Annotated in this window: 18 protein-coding genes; 12 read left to right on the forward strand and 6 right to left on the reverse strand. The window is 52.3% G+C overall.

The genetic code is table 11. The annotated features are described in order from the left end of the window. The 3 genes from ACJHYR_RS22285 (at position 1) to chpB (ending at position 1149) form a co-directional block, all read left to right on the forward strand. Positions 1 to 342 (forward strand): gamma-glutamylcyclotransferase, encoded by a 342-nt coding sequence (locus ACJHYR_RS22285; protein ID WP_001219160.1) that lies wholly within the window; start codon positions 1 to 3, stop codon positions 340 to 342. Positions 343 to 553: 211 nt separating this feature from the next. Further along, positions 554 to 805 carry a type II toxin-antitoxin system antitoxin ChpS gene (chpS, locus tag ACJHYR_RS22290; RefSeq protein WP_001223213.1) on the forward strand — a complete coding sequence of 84 codons (252 nt, stop codon included), beginning with the start codon at positions 554 to 556 and terminating at the stop codon, positions 803 to 805. Further along, on the forward strand, positions 799 to 1149 hold the full coding sequence (gene chpB, locus ACJHYR_RS22295) for an endoribonuclease toxin ChpB (protein ID WP_000239581.1): 351 nt from the start codon (positions 799 to 801) through the stop codon (positions 1147 to 1149). The genes chpS and chpB overlap by 7 nt, the downstream gene beginning before the upstream one ends. Before the next feature lie 78 nt (positions 1150 to 1227). Here the strand turns inward: chpB and ppa are convergent, their stop codons facing one another. Further along, positions 1228 to 1758 carry an inorganic diphosphatase gene (gene ppa, locus ACJHYR_RS22300; RefSeq protein WP_000055075.1) on the reverse strand — a complete coding sequence of 177 codons (531 nt, stop codon included), beginning with the start codon at positions 1756 to 1758 and terminating at the stop codon, positions 1228 to 1230. Positions 1759 to 2067: 309 nt separating this feature from the next. On the opposite strand from ppa, the gene ytfQ reads away from it, so the two are divergent. From ytfQ to yjfF, 4 genes are all read left to right on the forward strand, one after another. Continuing rightward, positions 2068 to 3024 (forward strand): galactofuranose ABC transporter substrate-binding protein YtfQ, encoded by a 957-nt coding sequence (ytfQ, locus tag ACJHYR_RS22305; protein WP_000265933.1) that lies wholly within the window; start codon positions 2068 to 2070, stop codon positions 3022 to 3024. Positions 3025 to 3163: 139 nt separating this feature from the next. Beyond that, a complete protein-coding gene (ytfR, locus tag ACJHYR_RS22310) occupies positions 3164 to 4666 on the forward strand; it encodes a galactofuranose ABC transporter, ATP-binding protein YtfR (protein WP_059327938.1) in 1503 nt (500 codons plus the stop codon). Positions 4667 to 4679: 13 nt separating this feature from the next. Beyond that, positions 4680 to 5702 carry a galactofuranose ABC transporter, ATP-binding protein YtfT gene (gene ytfT / locus ACJHYR_RS22315; protein WP_001305656.1) on the forward strand — a complete coding sequence of 341 codons (1023 nt, stop codon included), beginning with the start codon at positions 4680 to 4682 and terminating at the stop codon, positions 5700 to 5702. Continuing rightward, positions 5689 to 6684, forward strand: a complete 996-nt coding sequence (gene yjfF / locus ACJHYR_RS22320) for a galactofuranose ABC transporter, permease protein YjfF (RefSeq protein ID WP_000595993.1) — start codon at positions 5689 to 5691, stop codon at positions 6682 to 6684. The genes ytfT and yjfF overlap by 14 nt, the downstream gene beginning before the upstream one ends. 32 nt (positions 6685 to 6716) lie before the next feature. Here yjfF and fbp read toward each other — a convergent pair whose 3' ends face one another. After that, complete coding sequence (gene fbp, locus ACJHYR_RS22325) at positions 6717 to 7715, reverse strand: class 1 fructose-bisphosphatase (protein WP_000853753.1); 999 nt, start codon at positions 7713 to 7715, stop codon at positions 6717 to 6719. A gap of 175 nt (positions 7716 to 7890) precedes the next feature. Between fbp and mpl the strand changes: the two genes are divergently transcribed. Further along, on the forward strand, positions 7891 to 9264 hold the full coding sequence (gene mpl, locus ACJHYR_RS22330; RefSeq protein WP_059327939.1) for a UDP-N-acetylmuramate:L-alanyl-gamma-D-glutamyl-meso-diaminopimelate ligase: 1374 nt from the start codon (positions 7891 to 7893) through the stop codon (positions 9262 to 9264). Positions 9265 to 9346: 82 nt separating this feature from the next. Here the strand turns inward: mpl and yjgA are convergent, their stop codons facing one another. Then, positions 9347 to 9898 (reverse strand): ribosome biogenesis factor YjgA, encoded by a 552-nt coding sequence (gene yjgA / locus ACJHYR_RS22335; RefSeq protein ID WP_000166270.1) that lies wholly within the window; start codon positions 9896 to 9898, stop codon positions 9347 to 9349. Positions 9899 to 9991: 93 nt separating this feature from the next. On the opposite strand from yjgA, the gene pmbA reads away from it, so the two are divergent. The 4 genes from pmbA to ACJHYR_RS22355 all read left to right on the forward strand — a co-directional run bounded on the left by pmbA (position 9992) and on the right by ACJHYR_RS22355 (position 12499). Beyond that, the gene (gene pmbA / locus ACJHYR_RS22340; RefSeq protein ID WP_001162171.1) at positions 9992 to 11344 is read left to right on the forward strand and encodes a metalloprotease PmbA; all 1353 of its coding nucleotides are present in this window, start codon (positions 9992 to 9994) and stop codon (positions 11342 to 11344) included. 54 nt (positions 11345 to 11398) lie between these two features. After that, positions 11399 to 11785: a cytochrome b562 gene (cybC, locus tag ACJHYR_RS22345; RefSeq protein ID WP_001232253.1), complete on the forward strand. Its 387-nt coding sequence runs from the start codon at positions 11399 to 11401 to the stop codon at positions 11783 to 11785. 191 nt (positions 11786 to 11976) lie between these two features. Beyond that, complete coding sequence (locus ACJHYR_RS22350; RefSeq protein WP_000212715.1) at positions 11977 to 12219, forward strand: type II toxin-antitoxin system RelB/DinJ family antitoxin; 243 nt, start codon at positions 11977 to 11979, stop codon at positions 12217 to 12219. After that, positions 12209 to 12499: a type II toxin-antitoxin system RelE family toxin gene (locus ACJHYR_RS22355; RefSeq protein ID WP_001105433.1), complete on the forward strand. Its 291-nt coding sequence runs from the start codon at positions 12209 to 12211 to the stop codon at positions 12497 to 12499. Before ACJHYR_RS22350 ends, ACJHYR_RS22355 begins: the two co-directional genes overlap by 11 nt. On the opposite strand, the gene nrdG is transcribed toward ACJHYR_RS22355, so the two are convergent. From nrdG to treC, 3 genes are all read right to left on the reverse strand, one after another. Continuing rightward, a complete protein-coding gene (gene nrdG, locus ACJHYR_RS22360; RefSeq protein WP_001009182.1) occupies positions 12500 to 12964 on the reverse strand; it encodes an anaerobic ribonucleoside-triphosphate reductase-activating protein in 465 nt (154 codons plus the stop codon). A 184-nt stretch (positions 12965 to 13148) separates the two neighbouring features. Beyond that, on the reverse strand, positions 13149 to 15287 hold the full coding sequence (nrdD, locus tag ACJHYR_RS22365; protein ID WP_000187798.1) for an anaerobic ribonucleoside-triphosphate reductase: 2139 nt from the start codon (positions 15285 to 15287) through the stop codon (positions 13149 to 13151). Positions 15288 to 15680: 393 nt separating this feature from the next. Then, entirely contained in the window at positions 15681 to 17336 is a 1656-nt protein-coding gene (gene treC, locus ACJHYR_RS22370; protein WP_072837563.1) for an alpha,alpha-phosphotrehalase, read from the reverse strand. Between the last annotated feature and the right edge of the window lie 14 nt (positions 17337 to 17350).

Genomic DNA, 17350 nt, shown 5'->3' on the forward strand with positions numbered 1-17350 from the left:
ATGCGAATATTTGTCTACGGCAGTTTACGCCACAAACAAGGCAACAGTCACTGGATGACCAATGCCCAGTTACTGGGCGATTTCAGTATCGATAACTACCAGTTGTATAGCCTGGGCCACTATCCAGGCGCAGTTCCGGGGAACGGAACAGTACACGGTGAAGTTTATCGTATTGACAACGCCACGCTGGCCGAACTTGATGCCTTGCGCACCAGGGGCGGTGAATACGCGCGCCAGTTGATTCAGACGCCGTACGGGAGTGCATGGATGTACGTTTATCAACGACCCGTCGATGGATTAAAGCTAATTGAAAGCGGCGACTGGTTAGACAGGGATAAGTGACCATACGCATACGCCACCTTCGGGTGGCGTTGTTTTTTGCGAGACGACTCGCATTCTGTTTTGTAATTCCCTCACCTTTTGCTTTTCTCTCCGAGCCGCTTTCCATATCTGTTAACGCATAAAAAACTCTGCTGGCGTTCACAAATGCGCAGGGGTAAAACGTTTCCTGTAGTACCGTGAGTTATACTTTGTATAACTTAAGGAGGTGCAGATGCGTATTACCATAAAAAGATGGGGGAACAGTTCAGGTATGGTCATTCCTAATGTTGTGATGAAAGAACTTAACTTACGGCCGGGGCAGAGCGTGGAGGCGCAAGTGAGCAACAATCAACTGATTCTGACACCCATCTCCAGGCGCTACTCGCTTGATGAACTGCTGGCACAGTGTGACATGAACGCCACGGAACTTAGCGAGCAGGATGTCTGGGGTAAATCCACCCCTGCGGGTGACGAAATATGGTAAAGAAAAGTGAATTTGAACGGGGAGACATTGTGCTGGTTGGCTTTGATCCAGCAAGCGGCCATGAACAGCAAGGTGCTGGTCGACCTGCGCTTGTGCTCTCCGTTCAAGCCTTTAATCAACTGGGAATGACGCTGGTGGCCCCCATTACGCAGGGCGGAAATTTTGCCCGTTATGCCGGATTTAGCGTTCCTTTACATTGCGAAGAAGGCGATGTGCACGGCGTGGTGCTGGTGAATCAGGTGCGGATGATGGATCTACGCGCCCGGCTGGCAAAGCGTATTGGTCTGGCTGCGGGTGAGGTGGTGGAAGAGGCGTTATTACGTTTGCAGGCGGTGGTGGAATAAGGTGTGTTTATTTATCGCGGGCATAAAAAACCCCTACTAACCGAAGCCCGGCGTTCAGGGTTATTACGCTAGAAGAACTTATTTATTCTTTGCGCGCTCGAAGGAGGCAACGATTTCAGCTTTAGCGGCTTCTGCGTTTTCCCAGCCTTCAACTTTCACCCACTTGCCTTTTTCGAGGTCTTTGTAGTGCTCGAAGAAGTGAGCGATCTGTGCTTTCAGCAGTTCAGGCAGATCGTTAACGTCTTTAATGTGATCGTATTCTTTGCTCAGCTTGCTGTGCGGAACCGCAACCAGTTTCGCATCTTCACCGGCTTCGTCGGTCATTTTCAGAACGCCAACCGGACGGCAACGGATCACAGAACCCGGCTGCAGCGGGTACGGAGTCGGGACCAGTACGTCAACCGGGTCACCGTCCAGAGACAGGGTGTGGTTGATGTAACCGTAGTTGCACGGATAGAACATCGCGGTGGACATGAAGCGGTCAACGAACAGTGCGCCGCTCTCTTTGTCGATTTCGTATTTGATCGGATCTGCGTTAGCCGGGATCTCAATAACAACGTAGATGTCTTCCGGCAGATCTTTACCCGCAGGGACGTTGAGTAAGCTCATGTCTGTTTCCTTTAAAAATATGTGGCAAACAAGTGCCGAGTATTATAGCCAACTCGCGCCGAATGTCTTCGCTTGTTTTCTTCTTCATTTTCCTTTTTAGCCAGTTTTAAGATGGTTTAAAGAGCAGGAAAATCCATAACCGTAGCCGCATTTTTCATAGTGAGATGAAAGCGATTACAAACTTGTGATTAACGTTTTATTTACTTTTTTGAAGTGTGATGTAACGCAATCCGTTACATAACGAATTGTCTATAGTTTTTTCGCGAACATCTTTTCACCAATAATAATTACCCCGACGAGGACAACCCTATGTGGAAACGCTTACTTGTAGTCTCTGCAGTCTCGGCAGCCATGTCGTCTATGGCGTTGGCCGCTCCATTAACCGTTGGATTTTCGCAGGTCGGATCGGAATCCGGCTGGCGCGCCGCAGAAACCAATGTGGCGAAAAGTGAAGCCGAAAAGCGCGGAATTACGTTGAAAATTGCCGATGGTCAGCAAAAGCAGGAAAACCAGATTAAAGCGGTACGTTCCTTCGTCGCGCAAGGGGTGGATGCGATCTTTATCGCTCCGGTGGTAGCGACCGGTTGGGAGCCGGTATTAAAAGAGGCGAAAGATGCCGAAATCCCGGTCTTCTTGCTTGACCGTTCCATCGATGTGAAAGACAAATCTCTCTATATGACCACTGTCACCGCCGACAACATCCTCGAAGGCAAGTTGATTGGTGACTGGCTGGTAAAAGAAGTGAATGGCAAACCATGCAACGTGGTGGAGTTGCAAGGCACCGTTGGGGCCAGCGTCGCCATTGACCGTAAGAAAGGCTTTGCCGAAGCCATTAAGAATGCGCCAAATATCAAAATTATCCGCTCGCAGTCAGGTGACTTCACCCGCAGCAAAGGCAAAGAAGTGATGGAGAGCTTTATCAAAGCGGAAAACAACGGCAAAAACATCTGCATGGTTTACGCCCATAACGATGACATGGTGATTGGTGCAATTCAGGCAATTAAAGAAGCGGGCCTGAAACCGGGCAAAGATATTCTGACAGGCTCTATCGACGGCGTGCCGGACATCTACAAAGCGATGATTGATGGCGAAGCGAACGCCAGTGTTGAACTGACGCCGAATATGGCAGGTCCCGCCTTCGACGCGCTGGAGAAATACAAAAAAGACGGCACCATGCCTGAAAAGCTGACCCTGACCAAGTCCACCCTTTACCTGCCTGATACCGCAAAAGAAGAGTTAGAGAAGAAGAAAAACATGGGGTATTGAGGGTTGCTATGCCTGATGCCGATTCGTAGGCCGGATAAGGCGCTCGCGCCGCATCCGGCGATGGTGCACTGAAGCCTGATGCGACGCTTACCGCGTCTTATCATGCCTACTGGGAGCACGCTTTACACCGGGGGAAACCATGACGACCGACCAACACCAGGAAATCCTCCGCACCGAAGGATTAAGTAAATTTTTCCCCGGCGTCAAAGCGTTAGATAACGTTAATTTCAGCCTGCGCCGTGGCGAAATCATGGCGCTGCTCGGTGAAAATGGGGCGGGAAAATCGACGCTAATCAAAGCATTAACCGGTGTTTACCACGCCGATTGTGGCACCATCTGGCTGGAAGGCCAGACTATCTCACCGAAAAATACCGCCCATGCACAACAACTCGGCATCGGCACCGTCTATCAGGAAGTCAACCTGCTACCCAATATGTCGGTCGCTGATAATCTATTCATAGGTCGCGAACCCAAACGTTTCGGCCTTCTACGCCGTAAAGAGATGGAAAAGCGCGCCACCGAACTGATGGCATCTTACGGTTTCTCCCTCGACGTGCGCGAACCGCTCAACCGCTTTTCAGTCGCGATGCAGCAAATCGTCGCCATTTGCCGGGCTATCGATCTCTCCGCCAAAGTGCTGATCCTCGATGAACCCACTGCCAGTCTCGACACTCAGGAAGTAGAGTTACTGTTTGGCCTGATGCGTCAGTTGCGCGATCGCGGCGTCAGCCTGATCTTTGTCACTCACTTTCTCGATCAGGTCTATCAGGTCAGCGATCGGATCACCGTCTTACGCAACGGCAGTTTCGTAGGCTGTCGGGAAACCCGCGAGCTACCGCAGATCGAACTGGTAAAAATGATGCTGGGGCGTGAGCTGGACACCCACGCGCTACAGCGTGCCGGACGAACATTGCTGAGCGACAAACCCGTTGCCGCGTTCAAAAATTACGGCAAAAAAGGAACGATCGCACCGTTTGATCTCGAAGTACGCCCCGGCGAGATCGTTGGCCTGGCAGGCTTGCTGGGATCAGGACGTACCGAAACCGCCGAAGTGATCTTCGGGATCAAACCTGCTGACAGCGGCACGGCGTTGATCAAAGGCAAACAGCAAACCCTGCGATCGCCACATCAGGCTTCGGTACTGGGTATCGGCTTCTGCCCGGAAGACAGGAAAACCGATGGCATCATCGCCGCCGCCTCGGTGCGGGAAAATATCATCCTCGCTCTCCAGGCCCAGCGCGGCTGGCTACGACCGATTTCCCGCAAAGAACAGCAAGAGATTGCCCAACGCTTTATCCGCCAGCTTGGCATTCGCACACCTTCAACTGAACAACCGATTGAATTTCTCTCCGGCGGCAATCAGCAAAAAGTGTTGCTTTCACGTTGGCTACTGACCCGACCGCAATTTCTGATCCTCGACGAGCCAACCCGCGGCATTGATGTTGGTGCGCATGCCGAGATCATCCGCCTGATTGAAACGCTGTGCGCTGATGGTCTGGCGCTGCTGGTGATCTCCTCCGAACTGGAAGAGCTGGTGGGCTATGCCGATCGGGTGATTATCATGCGCGATCGCAAACAGGTGGCGGAGATCCCGCTGGCAGAGCTTTCCGTTCCGGCGATCATGAACGCCATTGCGGCGTAAGGAGAACAGTGTGATGCCTCAATCTCTCCCGGACACTACGCCGCCGAAAAGGCGTTTTCGCTGGCCAACAGGAATGCCGCAGCTGGCGGCACTGTTGCTGGTGCTGCTGGTCGATAGCCTGGTGGCCCCGCATTTCTGGCAGGTGGTGCTTCAGGATGGGCGTTTGTTCGGAAGCCCTATCGACATTCTTAACCGTGCGGCCCCCGTTGCGCTACTGGCGATTGGCATGACGCTGGTTATCGCCACTGGTGGGATTGATCTCTCCGTAGGGGCGGTGATGGCTATCGCCGGAGCCACAACGGCTGCGATGACGGTCGCGGGATTCAGCCTGCCAATTGTTTTGTTAAGCGCCCTGGGCACTGGCATCCTGGCAGGATTGTGGAACGGCATACTGGTAGCGATCCTCAAAATTCAGCCGTTTGTCGCCACCCTGATCCTGATGGTCGCCGGGCGCGGTGTGGCGCAACTGATCACCTCCGGACAGATCGTCACATTTAACTCACCGGATCTCTCCTGGTTCGGCAGTGGATCGCTGTTGTTCCTGCCAACACCAGTCATTATTGCGGTACTGACGCTTCTCCTGTTCTGGCTGTTGACCCGCAAAACGGCACTGGGGATGTTTATCGAAGCCGTTGGTATCAACATGCGGGCGGCAAAAAATGCCGGGGTAAACACGCGGATCATCGTCATGTTCACCTACGTGTTGAGCGGGCTGTGTGCGGCGATTGCGGGCATTATCGTGGCGGCGGATATTCGCGGTGCCGATGCCAACAACGCCGGATTATGGCTGGAGCTGGACGCCATTCTCGCGGTGGTGATTGGCGGTGGTTCGCTGATGGGCGGACGTTTTAACCTACTGCTTTCGGTGGTGGGGGCGCTGATTATTCAGGGGATGAACACCGGAATTTTGCTTTCGGGCTTTCCGCCGGAGATGAACCAGGTGGTGAAAGCGGTGGTGGTGCTTTGCGTGCTGATTGTCCAGTCGCAACGCTTTATCAGTCTGATTAAAGGGGTACGTAACCGTGATAAAACGTAATTTGCCACTGATGATCACCATCGGCGTCTTTGTGTTGGGTTATATCTACTGTCTGACCCAGTTTCCCGGTTTTGCTTCCACAAGAGTGATCTGCAATATCCTGACTGATAATGCCTTTCTTGGGATAATCGCCGTTGGTATGACCTTTGTGATCCTCTCCGGTGGGATCGATCTCTCCGTCGGTTCGGTGATCGCCTTTACTGGCGTGTTTCTGGCAAAAGTGATTGGCGACTTCGGCCTCTCGCCGTTGCTGGCATTTCCGCTGGTGCTGGTAATGGGCTGTGCCTTTGGCGCATTTATGGGGCTTTTGATCGACGCCCTGAAGATCCCGGCATTTATCATTACCCTGGCAGGAATGTTCTTTTTGCGTGGCGTCAGCTATCTCGTTTCGGAAGAGTCGATCCCGATAAATCATCCTGTTTATGACACGCTCTCAAGCCTTGCATGGAAAATCCCTGGCGGCGGTCGCTTAAGTGCGATGGGACTGCTGATGCTGGCGGTGGTGGTTATCGGCATTTTCCTCGCGCATCGTACCCGTTTTGGTAATCAGGTATACGCCATTGGCGGCAACGCGACGTCGGCAAACCTGATGGGGATTTCCACTCGCAGCACTACAATTCGCATTTATATGCTCTCTACCGGACTGGCGACACTGGCAGGAATTGTCTTCTCGATTTATACCCAGGCAGGATATGCGCTGGCGGGCGTAGGTGTGGAACTGGACGCCATCGCGTCGGTGGTGATTGGTGGTACGTTGTTAAGTGGTGGGGTAGGAACGGTGCTGGGAACGCTTTTTGGCGTGGCGATTCAGGGACTGATTCAGACTTACATAAACTTTGATGGCACGCTGAGCTCATGGTGGACGAAAATCGCCATCGGTATTTTGTTGTTTATTTTTATAGCATTACAGCGTGGATTAACGGTGCTGTGGGAGAATCGCCAGAGTTCGCCAGTGACAAGAGTCAATATTGCGCAGCGATAAAAACGCCTCTCCGTGTGGAGAGGCGCAGGAGATTACGCGTCCGGGAACTCACGGATAAAGCGTTCGACATCTTCAACCATATGGTCGTTGCCGACAAAGAACGAACGGCGCTGGTGCAGGGTTTCCGGGATGATATCCAGAATACGCTCTTTGCCATCGCTCGCTTTACCGCCCGCTTGTTCCGCCAGGAATGCCATCGGGTTGCACTCATACAGTAAACGCAGTTTACCGTCCGGGTGGCTGGCGGTGCTTGGGTAGAGATAAATCCCACCTTTCAGCAGGTTACGGTGGAAATCCGCAACCAGTGAGCCGATATAACGCGAGGTATACGGGCGATTGGTGGACTTATCTTCTTCCTGGCAGAATTTAATGTATTTCTTCACCCCGTTCGGAAACTTAATGTAGTTTCCTTCGTTGATGGAGTAGGTTTTGCCTTTCTCCGGGAAGCGCATCCGTTCCTGGCACAGGCAGAAAACGCCGAGCGAAGGATCGTAAGTAAAGGCGTGAACACCGCATCCGGTGGTGTAAACCAGCATGGTAGAGGAGCCGTATACCACGTAACCTGCCGCAACCTGTTTGTTACCAGGCTGGAGGAAATCTTCTTCCGTTACCGGCGTGCCAACAGGCGTAACGCGGCGGTAGATGGAGAAAATGGTACCGACAGAGACGTTAACATCGATGTTGGACGAGCCATCCAGGGGGTCCATCAGCACCACGTATTTTGCGTGTTCACAGCCTTCAAAGACGACAATCTCATCTTCTTCTTCAGAGGCAATGCCTGCAACGATATCGCGTGCTTTCAGTGCGGCTTTCAGTTTTTCATTAGCGAACAAGTCGAGTTTCTGCTGAACCTCGCCCTGCACATTCTCAGCACCGCTGGCACCCAGGATATCAACCAGTCCTGCTTTGTTGATATCGCGATGGATAATCTTGGCGCCCAGTTTTATTGCCGACAGCAAAGCAGTGAGCTCACCGGTAGCATGAGAAAACTCGTGCTGCTTTTCGACAATAAATTCACCTAACGTTTTCATAAAACTTTCCCTGCAATGTTTATGGAGTAAAGCGACCGCAACAATCTTAACAAATAATCTCAATGTTGCGCTCAGGTGAATCGCGCCAGCAAATTACGGATTATCCTGAAATGCGTTTCTCACTTGCCCGACATATGCGTAAAATGAGCGGCAGATTAAAAAAGGATAGTGACGTATGCGCATTCATATTTTAGGAATTTGTGGCACGTTTATGGGCGGTCTGGCGATGCTGGCGCGCCAGTTAGGCCATGAAGTAACGGGTTCGGACGCCAATGTGTATCCGCCGATGAGCACCTTACTTGAGAAGCAAGGCATTGAACTGATTCAGGGTTACGATGCCAGCCAGCTCGAACCGCAGCCGGATCTGGTGATTATTGGCAACGCCATGACCCGTGGAAATCCGTGTGTGGAAGCGGTACTGGAAAAAAACATCCCTTATATGTCAGGTCCACAGTGGCTGCACGATTTTGTGCTGCGCGACCGCTGGGTGCTGGCCGTTGCCGGTACACACGGCAAAACTACCACCGCGGGAATGGCGACCTGGATTCTGGAACAGTGCGGTTACAAACCGGGATTTGTGATCGGCGGTGTGCCGGGGAACTTTGAGGTTTCGGCGCGTCTGGGCGAAAGCGACTTCTTTGTTATCGAAGCGGATGAGTATGACTGCGCCTTCTTCGACAAACGCTCTAAATTTGTCCATTACTGCCCGCGTACGCTGATCCTCAACAACTTTGAGTTCGATCACGCCGATATCTTTGACGACCTGAAAGCGATCCAGAAACAGTTCCACCATCTGGTGCGTATCGTTCCGGGGCAGGGCCGTATTATCTGGCCGGAAAACGACATCAACCTGAAACAGACCATGGCGATGGGCTGCTGGAGCGAGCAGGAGCTGGTGGGCGAGCAGGGTCACTGGCAGGCGAAAAAGCTGACCACCGATGCTTCCGAATGGGAAGTCTTGCTGGATGGCGAAAAAGTGGGCGAAGTGAAATGGTCGCTGGTAGGCGAACATAATATGCATAATGGCCTGATGGCGATTGCGGCGGCCCGCCATGTTGGCGTAGCGCCGGCAGATGCCGCTAACGCGCTGGGTTCGTTTATTAATGCTCGTCGCCGTCTGGAGTTGCGTGGTGAAGCCAATGGCGTGACGGTATATGACGATTTCGCCCATCACCCGACTGCGATTCTGGCAACGCTGGCGGCGCTGCGTGGCAAAGTTGGCGGTACGGCGCGCATTATTGCCGTGCTGGAGCCGCGTTCGAATACCATGAAAATGGGGATCTGCAAAGACGATCTGGCACCTTCATTAGGTCGTGCCGATGAAGTCTTCCTGCTGCAACCGGCGCATATTCCGTGGCAGGTGGCAGAAGTGGCAGAAGCCTGCGTTCAGCCTGCTCACTGGAGTGGCGATGTGGATACGCTGGCAGATATGGTGGTGAAAACCGCTCAGCCTGGCGACCATATTCTGGTGATGAGCAACGGCGGTTTTGGTGGGATCCATCAGAAACTGCTGGATGGTCTGGCGAAGAAAGCGGAAGCTGCGCAGTAATTCGGCTTCAGCATGATATAGCATTGCCGGATAAGGCGTTTACGCCGCATCCGGCAAACCATACTCACATCAACAACGAAAATTACCCTTCATTCTCCGCTAACTCGCGCAGATACTGGAAAATCTGGCGTGCGGATTTCGGCGGCTTATTCCCTTCTTTCTCTTTCTTCGCGTTACGGATCAGAGTACGCAGTTGCTGACGATCGGCATCGGGCCACAGATTCAATACTTCAGCGATGGCGTCATCACCCTGGTCGATCAAACGATCGCGCAGGTTTTCCAGTTTATGGAACAACACCACCTGCTGGTTGTGGCGGTTTTTCAGCTTATCCAGCGCCTGACGAATAGGCTCTACGTCGCGCTGGCGCAGCATCTTACCGATGAGCTGCAACTGGCGGCGGCGACCTTCCATCTTAATACGCTGGGCGAGCTCAATAGCCGCGCGCAGATCCGCATCTAACGGGATCTTATCCAGCGCGTTTTTCCCCAGATCAACAATTTCCGCGCCAAGGCGTTTTAGCTCCTCGGCATCGCGTTTAATTTCACTTTTACTGACCCAGATAATTTCATCGTCTTCGTCTTCGATGTCATCACCGGGAACGTCGTCGAGCCAGTCTTCGGGCTGCTTAGTCATCTCAGGCTCCTTAAAAAAAGAGGCTAATGTTACCAGTTAAGATGCGCACTGAAAAACGGTTCTCTGTTAGACTTCAGAGAAACTCTCTACATTATGGCACTTGCAATGAAAGTAATCTCTCAAGTTGAAGCGCAGCGCAAGATTCTGGAAGAAGCAGTTTCCACTGCGCTGGAGTTGGCCTCAGGCAAATCGGACGGTGCGGAAGTTGCCGTCAGCAAGACCACCGGCATTAGCGTAAGCACGCGTTATGGTGAAGTGGAGAATGTTGAATTCAATAGCGATGGCGCGCTGGGGATCACTGTTTATCACCAGAACCGCAAAGGTAGCGCATCGTCTACCGATTTAAGCCCGCAGGCCATTGCTCGCACCGTACAGGCGGCGCTAGATATTGCCCGTTATACCTCGCCAGATCCCTGTGCCGGCGTGGCAGACAAAGAGCTGCTGGCCTTTGACGCACCGGATCTCGACTTGTTCCACCCTGCGGAAGTTTCCCCGGATGAAGCCATTGAACTGGCGGCCCGCGCAGAACAGGCGGCATTGCAGGCGGACAAACGCATCACCAATACCGAAGGCGGTAGCTTTAACAGCCACTACGGTGTCAAAGTTTTCGGCAACAGCCACGGCATGTTGCAGGGTTACTGCTCTACGCGTCATTCGCTCTCCAGCTGTGTAATTGCCGAAGAAAATGGCGATATGGAGCGTGATTACGCCTACACCATTGGCCGTGCGATGAGCGATCTGCAAACGCCAGAGTGGGTTGGGGCCGACTGTGCTCGCCGCACTTTATCGCGTCTGTCACCGCGTAAACTCTCCACCATGAAAGCGCCGGTCATTTTTGCCAATGAAGTGGCAACCGGGCTTTTTGGCCATCTGGTTGGAGCGATAGCGGGCGGATCGGTTTACCGTAAATCCACCTTCCTGCTGGATTCGCTGGGTAAACAAATTCTGCCGGACTGGCTGACCATTGAAGAGCATCCGCATCTGCTGAAAGGGCTGGCGTCGACGCCATTCGACAGCGAAGGTGTGCGCACCGAGCGTCGCGATATTATTAAAGATGGCATTCTGACTCAGTGGCTGCTGACCAGCTACTCGGCGCGGAAACTGGGGCTGAAAAGCACCGGACATGCGGGCGGTATTCACAACTGGCGGATTGCCGGACAAGGGCTAAGCTTCGAACAAATGCTCAAAGAGATGGGCACCGGGCTGGTGGTGACGGAGCTGATGGGCCAGGGCGTAAGTGCCATTACCGGTGATTATTCCCGTGGTGCAGCGGGCTTCTGGGTAGAGAATGGCGAAATTCAGTATCCGGTGAGTGAAATCACCATCGCAGGTAATTTAAAAGATATGTGGCGCAATATTGTCACCGTCGGTAACGATATTGAAACACGCAGTAATATACAGTGTGGTTCTGTGCTGTTGCCGGAGATGAAAATCGCCGGGCAGTAAAAAACTGGCGCGACCTGCCGCGCCAAATCTTCATAATAAAAAAGGAAGTGAGCAATGCGTAAAAGCCTGTTAGCTATTCTTGCAGTCTCCTCATTGGTATTCAGTTCGGCGTCGTTTGCCGCTGATCTTGAAGACAATATGGAAACCCTCAACGACAATTTAAAAGTGGTCGAAAAAGCCGATAACGCGGTGCAAGTCAAAGACGCGTTAACGAAGATGCGCGCCGCAGCGCTGGATGCGCAAAAAGCGACGCCGCCGAAGCTCGAAGGCAAATCACCGGACAGCCCGGAAATGAAAGACTTCCGCCACGGTTTCGATATTCTGGTCGGTCAGATTGACGACGCGCTGAAGCTGGCAAATGAAGGTAAAGTAAAAGAAGCGCAGGCTGCCGCAGAGCAACTGAAAACGACCCGCAACGCCTATCACCAGAAGTATCGTTAATTCCTTATTGGGCGGTGAAACGTTACCGCCCAACGCTTTCTTCTCCCTTCGTAAAATCACCGCAATATCTATCTTCACCACGGCATATTCCTGCGTGTCGTCCTCATTTTTGCGAGGCGTTTTCCAGAAATGAATGTAATGCATATGTAATGCTATAATGCATTACACTTTTCATAATTACCGGAGGCATAATGGCCACACTTAACGTCCGCCTGGATGACAAACTGAAAAATGAGGCTTATGCGGTGCTGGAAAAATTAAATATCACGCCTACTGAAGCAGTGCGACTGCTGTTTCAGTACGTTGCGGAAAATGGACGAATGCCGGTAAAAACGCTCACTGTCAGTGATAGTGAAGAAGCCTTGTTACGCACTGTCAGGGAACGACTGGCCAACCCACAAGAGGCCATTAAGGTCCGACTGGATGAACTATGAGCTGGCGTTTGATCCGCGGGCGCTGAAAGAGTGGCAAAAACTGGGCGTGACAGTCCGGGAACAATTTAAAAAAAAGCTTGAGGATGTGCTGAAAAGGCCGCGCAATCCATCGGCTAAACTGCGGGATTTACCGGACTGCTACAAAATTAAGCTGCGCACACAGGGATATCGCCTGGTTTATCAGGTTAACGATAAAGAGTTGCTCGTGTTGGTGATAGCTATTGGTAAGAGAGAGAACTCAGCCGTTTATGAAGACGCGACTAAACGGCTGGATGAGTGACTAACGCAAATGATGCACCACCTGATTGCTGCTGCCGCGCCAGATCAGGGAAGGGTCTTTTAAATCCTGCACAAATTTGCCGTCGACCAGTACGTTAATCAAATCAACAACCTGCATTTGCGCAGCGTTGAGTTCGTCGAGTTTATAGCCTGTCCACACCCAGATGTCTTTACCCGGACATTCGGCGCGGATTCGTTGTACCAGTTTCAGAATATCCGGCACGTTTTGCGGATGCAGCGGATCGCCGCCGGAGAGGGAAATCCCCTGGCGTTTGATGCGAGTGTCATTTAGATCGTTAATGATCTGGTCTTCCATTGCTTTGGTAAATGGCTGACCGGAATTTACCCGCCATGTGCTTTTGTTATAGCAACCGGGGCATTCATGAACACAACCGGAGACAAACAGGGTGCAGCGAGTGCCGGGGCCGTTGACGATGTCGACAGGATAGTACTGATGAAAGTTCATTTTCGATTCTCAATTGACGCCATGACTGCTCTGGTGCGTACGGGCGAAGTCCCCCGATGCTACGCATTTGCCACCTTGCGACGACACCAACTGGCCAGAGGCAATTCATTATGTCGGGAATCAGGAAGGGGCACGGAACGGTACCCTCTCCCTTGAGGGAGAGGGTTAGGGTGAGGGGGAAGGATTAACCTATCTGCCCATTCCCCAAATGTTTAACGCGGCGCTTAACTTCTTCCTGCTTACCGGCGTTAAATGGACGTGCATCCGGGCTACCTAAATATCCGCACACGCGGCGAGTCACCGACACACGGGAGGCATCATGGTTACCACATTTCGGGCAAGTGAAGCCTTTGCTGGTGCACTCAAACTCGCCGGTAAAGCCACACTCGTAGCATTCATCGATCGGTGTGTTGGTGCCGTAATACGGTACATGTTGATAGCTGTAATCCCAGACATCTTCCAGCGCCTTCAGGTTGTGCTGAATGTTTGGATACTCGCCATAGCAAATGAAGCCACCGTTCGCCAGTGGCGGGTAAGGCGCTTCAAAGTCGATCTTGTCGTACGGGTTCACCTTCTTCTCCACATCGAGGTGGAAACTGTTGGTGTAGTAACCTTTATCGGTCACGCCCGGCACCACGCCAAACTCAGCGGTATCGAGACGGCAGAAGCGGTCGCACAGGTTTTCACTCGGCGTGCTGTAGAGACTGAAGCCATAACCCGTTTCTTCTTTCCACTGATCCACTGCCTGACGCAGACGTTCAACAATCGCAATACCTTTCGCGCGCAGCTGCTCGTTGTCGTAAACATGCTCGCCGCCGAACAGCGCGTTAATGGTTTCGTGGATGCCGATGTAACCCAGCGAAATAGACGCACGACCGTTTTTGAAGATTTCAGAAACGTCGTCGTCAGCATTCAGACGCACGCCACAAGCGCCTTCCATATAGAGGATCGGGGCTACGCGCGCTTTCACGCCTTCGAGACGAGCGATACGGGTCATCAGCGCCTTACGTGCCAGCACCAGACGTTCATCCAGCAGCTTCCAGAAGGTGGCTTCATCGCCTTTTGCCTCCAGAGCAATACGCGGCAGGTTCAGGCTGATCACGCCGAGGTTGTTACGACCATCGTGGATCTGCTCGCCGTTTTCATTTTCCCACACGCCGAGGAAGCTGCGGCAGCCCATCGGGGTTTTAAACGAACCGGTGACTTTCACTACCTGATCGTAGTTCAGGATATCCGGATACATGCGCTTGCTTGCGCACTCCAGCGCCAGCTGTTTGATGTCGTAGTTCGGATCGCCTTTTTTATGGTTCAGGCCATCGCGAATCGCAAACACCAGTTTCGGGAACACCGCAGTTTTACGGTTTTTACCGAGGCCTGCGATACGATTACGCAGGATAGATTCCTGAATCAGGCGCGATTCCCAGCTGGTGCCCAGACCAAAACCAAAGGTCACAAACGGCGTTTGGCCGTTGGCGGTATGCAGGGTGTTTACTTCGTACTCCAGCGACTGGAAGGCATCGTAGCACTCTTTGATGGTACGAGAGTTAGCGTAGCCTTCGGCGTCCGGGATGTTCCACTCTTCTGCGGTCTTGCGATGTTTGTTGTAGCTGGCGGTGACAAACGGTGCCAGCACTTCATCGATACGGTTAATGGTGGTGCCGCCATAAATATGGCTGGCGACCTGAGCAATAATCTGCGCAGTTACAGCGGTTGCCGTAGAAATCGACTTCGGCGGTTCAATCTCGGCGTTCCCCATTTTAAAGCCCTGGGTCAGCATGCCTTTCAGGTCGATCAACATGCAGTTGAACATCGGGAAGAACGGCGAGTAATCGAGATCGTGATAGTGAATATCACCACGTTCATGTGCCTGCACCACGTCACGCGGCAGCAGGTGCTGGCGTGCATAGTGTTTAGCCACGATCCCGGCCAGCAGGTCGCGCTGGGTTGGAATCACCTTGCTGTCTTTGTTGGCGTTTTCGTTGAGTAACGAGGAGTTGGTCTGCTCGACCAGACCACGGATCTCCTGGTTCAGGCGACCGCGTTTTTCACGTTCAATGTCGCGATCGTGACGGTACTCGATGTAAGCACGAGCCAGTTGTTTGTATGGACCCGACATCAGCTGGTTTTCAACTGCGGTCTGGATCTCATTGATATCCACCTGGTTGCGGCCCTGCATCTGCTCGCTGACAACCGCGGCAACAGTGGCGCAATAATCGGCATCATCGACTTCCGCTGCTTTAGCTGCACGCAGAATCGCTTCTTTGATGCGCTCTGATTTAAACGGCACTTTGCAGCCGTCTCGTTTCATCACATGCGGTGTCATGATCGCTCCATATTTTTAAGAACAGGTTATCCACAGAAATTGGGAAAGGCGTTTTCCGGTTTTTTTGTTTCGTTTTCCGGTGCTTTCCGCAATCGCCATCCGCTTATCCACAACGCCGCACCTTTTTCGTGGGGAGCTGTAGTAGCAATTATAGTCGATTAATACAACATATTGGGTTGGGACGCATTTTAAAGTCTATATATAGTGCTTTGCATCAAGGATGTTTGAACTTTTTTTGATGTAGCTCAAAGTAAAAAGCAGAGCGTACGGATGACGGGCGCTACAGCGATATGTAAATTTTTTAATGAATTTTTTGATTATAAAATCAACAAAAACAACATACTGACAGGCAAAACCCCGGAATGACAGGCATTACCGGGGCTTAGCGAAGATTTACTTCTGTAACCACCAGACAGCCTCAAAAGGCCGTAAAGTCATGGCACAGGGTTGTGGTGAGGCTTCTTCGTAGTTATGCATCACAAGCTGCCAGTTGCCGAGCATTTTCCCTGGCTGCCAGGGTTGGGTCTCACGGCTAAGGTTGGCAATGACCAGCAAGGTTTGCTCCTTCCACTCACGGCGATAGCACCACAATACAGGGCTGTTTGGCAGCAGATCCTGGTAATCGCCCCATGTCAGGACGGCTTCTTGCTTACGCAGTGCGATTAACTTTTGGTAGGTGTAAAACACCGAGGACTCATCGGTCAGCGCGGCTTCTACGTTGATTTCCTGATAGTTATCGCCCAGACCAATCCACGGTTCGCCAGCCGTAAACCCGGCATTATCGCCGTTGCTCCATTGCATGGGTGTGCGACTGTTGTCACGGGATTTACTGGCGAGGATTGCCAATAACTCGTCGGCATCACGCCCATTGTTGCGCTGTTCGGCAAACATATTGAGGCTCTCCACGTCGCGATAGTCAGTAATGCGCGTGAAATGCGGGTTGGTCATGCCAATCTCTTCGCCCTGGTAGATATACGGCGTTCCCTGCATGCCATGCAGCACCATCGCCAGCATTTTTGCCGCAGGCACGCGGTATTCACCTTCATCACCAAAGCGAGAAACAATGCGCGGCTGATCGTGGTTACACCAGAACAAGGCATTCCATGCCACGTTGTTCATTCCTTGTTGCCAGTGGCGGAACAATGTTTTCAACGCCACAAAGTCAGGTTTAGCCAGCGTCCATTTTTCACCACCGGGATAATCGACTTTCAGGTGATGAAAATTAAAGGTCATCGACAATTCACTGCCTGTCAGTGCCGCGTATCGCTGGCAATGCTCAAGGCTGGTGGAGGACATTTCACCTACGGTCATTAACCCGCGTGGCGTAAACACATCGCGGTTCATCTCGTGCAAAAACTCGTGTGCTCGTGGCCCGTCGGTGTAGAAGCGACGCCCGTCGCCATCCAGGTCATCAGGGAAACGCGGGTCTTTGGAGATCAGATTCACCACATCCAGGCGCAACCCGTCGACCCCACGATCGGCCCAGAACTCACAGACTTTTTTCAGCTCTGCGCGTACCGCTGGATTCTCCCAGTTGAGATCCGCCTGTTCTGGTGCAAAGAGATGCAAATAGTACTGTTCGCTTTCTGCATGCCAGCGCCACGCACTACCGCCAAATTTTGAACGCCAGTTGTTCGGTGGTGTTTCTGGTTCTCCATCGCGCCAGATATAAAACTGGCGGTAAGGGCTTGCTTTGTTCAGCGCCTCGCGAAACCAGGCATGTTGGGTAGAGGTATGGTTAAACACCATATCGAGAATGATACGAATCCCGCGCGATTTTGCCTGTGTCACCAGTTCGTCAAAATCGTCCAGCGTGCCATAGGTGGGATCAATCGCCGTATAATTCGCTACGTCGTAACCGTTATCGACCTGGGGAGAGACATAAAAGGGGGTTAGCCAGATGGCATCAACGCCCAGTTTATGCAGATAATCCAGGCGTTGGATAACGCCACGTAAATCGCCGGTGCCGCTACCCGTGGTGTCCTGAAAACTCTTTGGATAAATCTGGTAGATAACGCCGTTTTGCCACCAGTGGGGAAGATTAGTCATTACGTTATTCCTGC

This window comes from Escherichia sp. WS1450 (genome assembly GCF_046487395.1).
GTDB lineage: Bacteria > Pseudomonadota > Gammaproteobacteria > Enterobacterales > Enterobacteriaceae > Escherichia > Escherichia coli.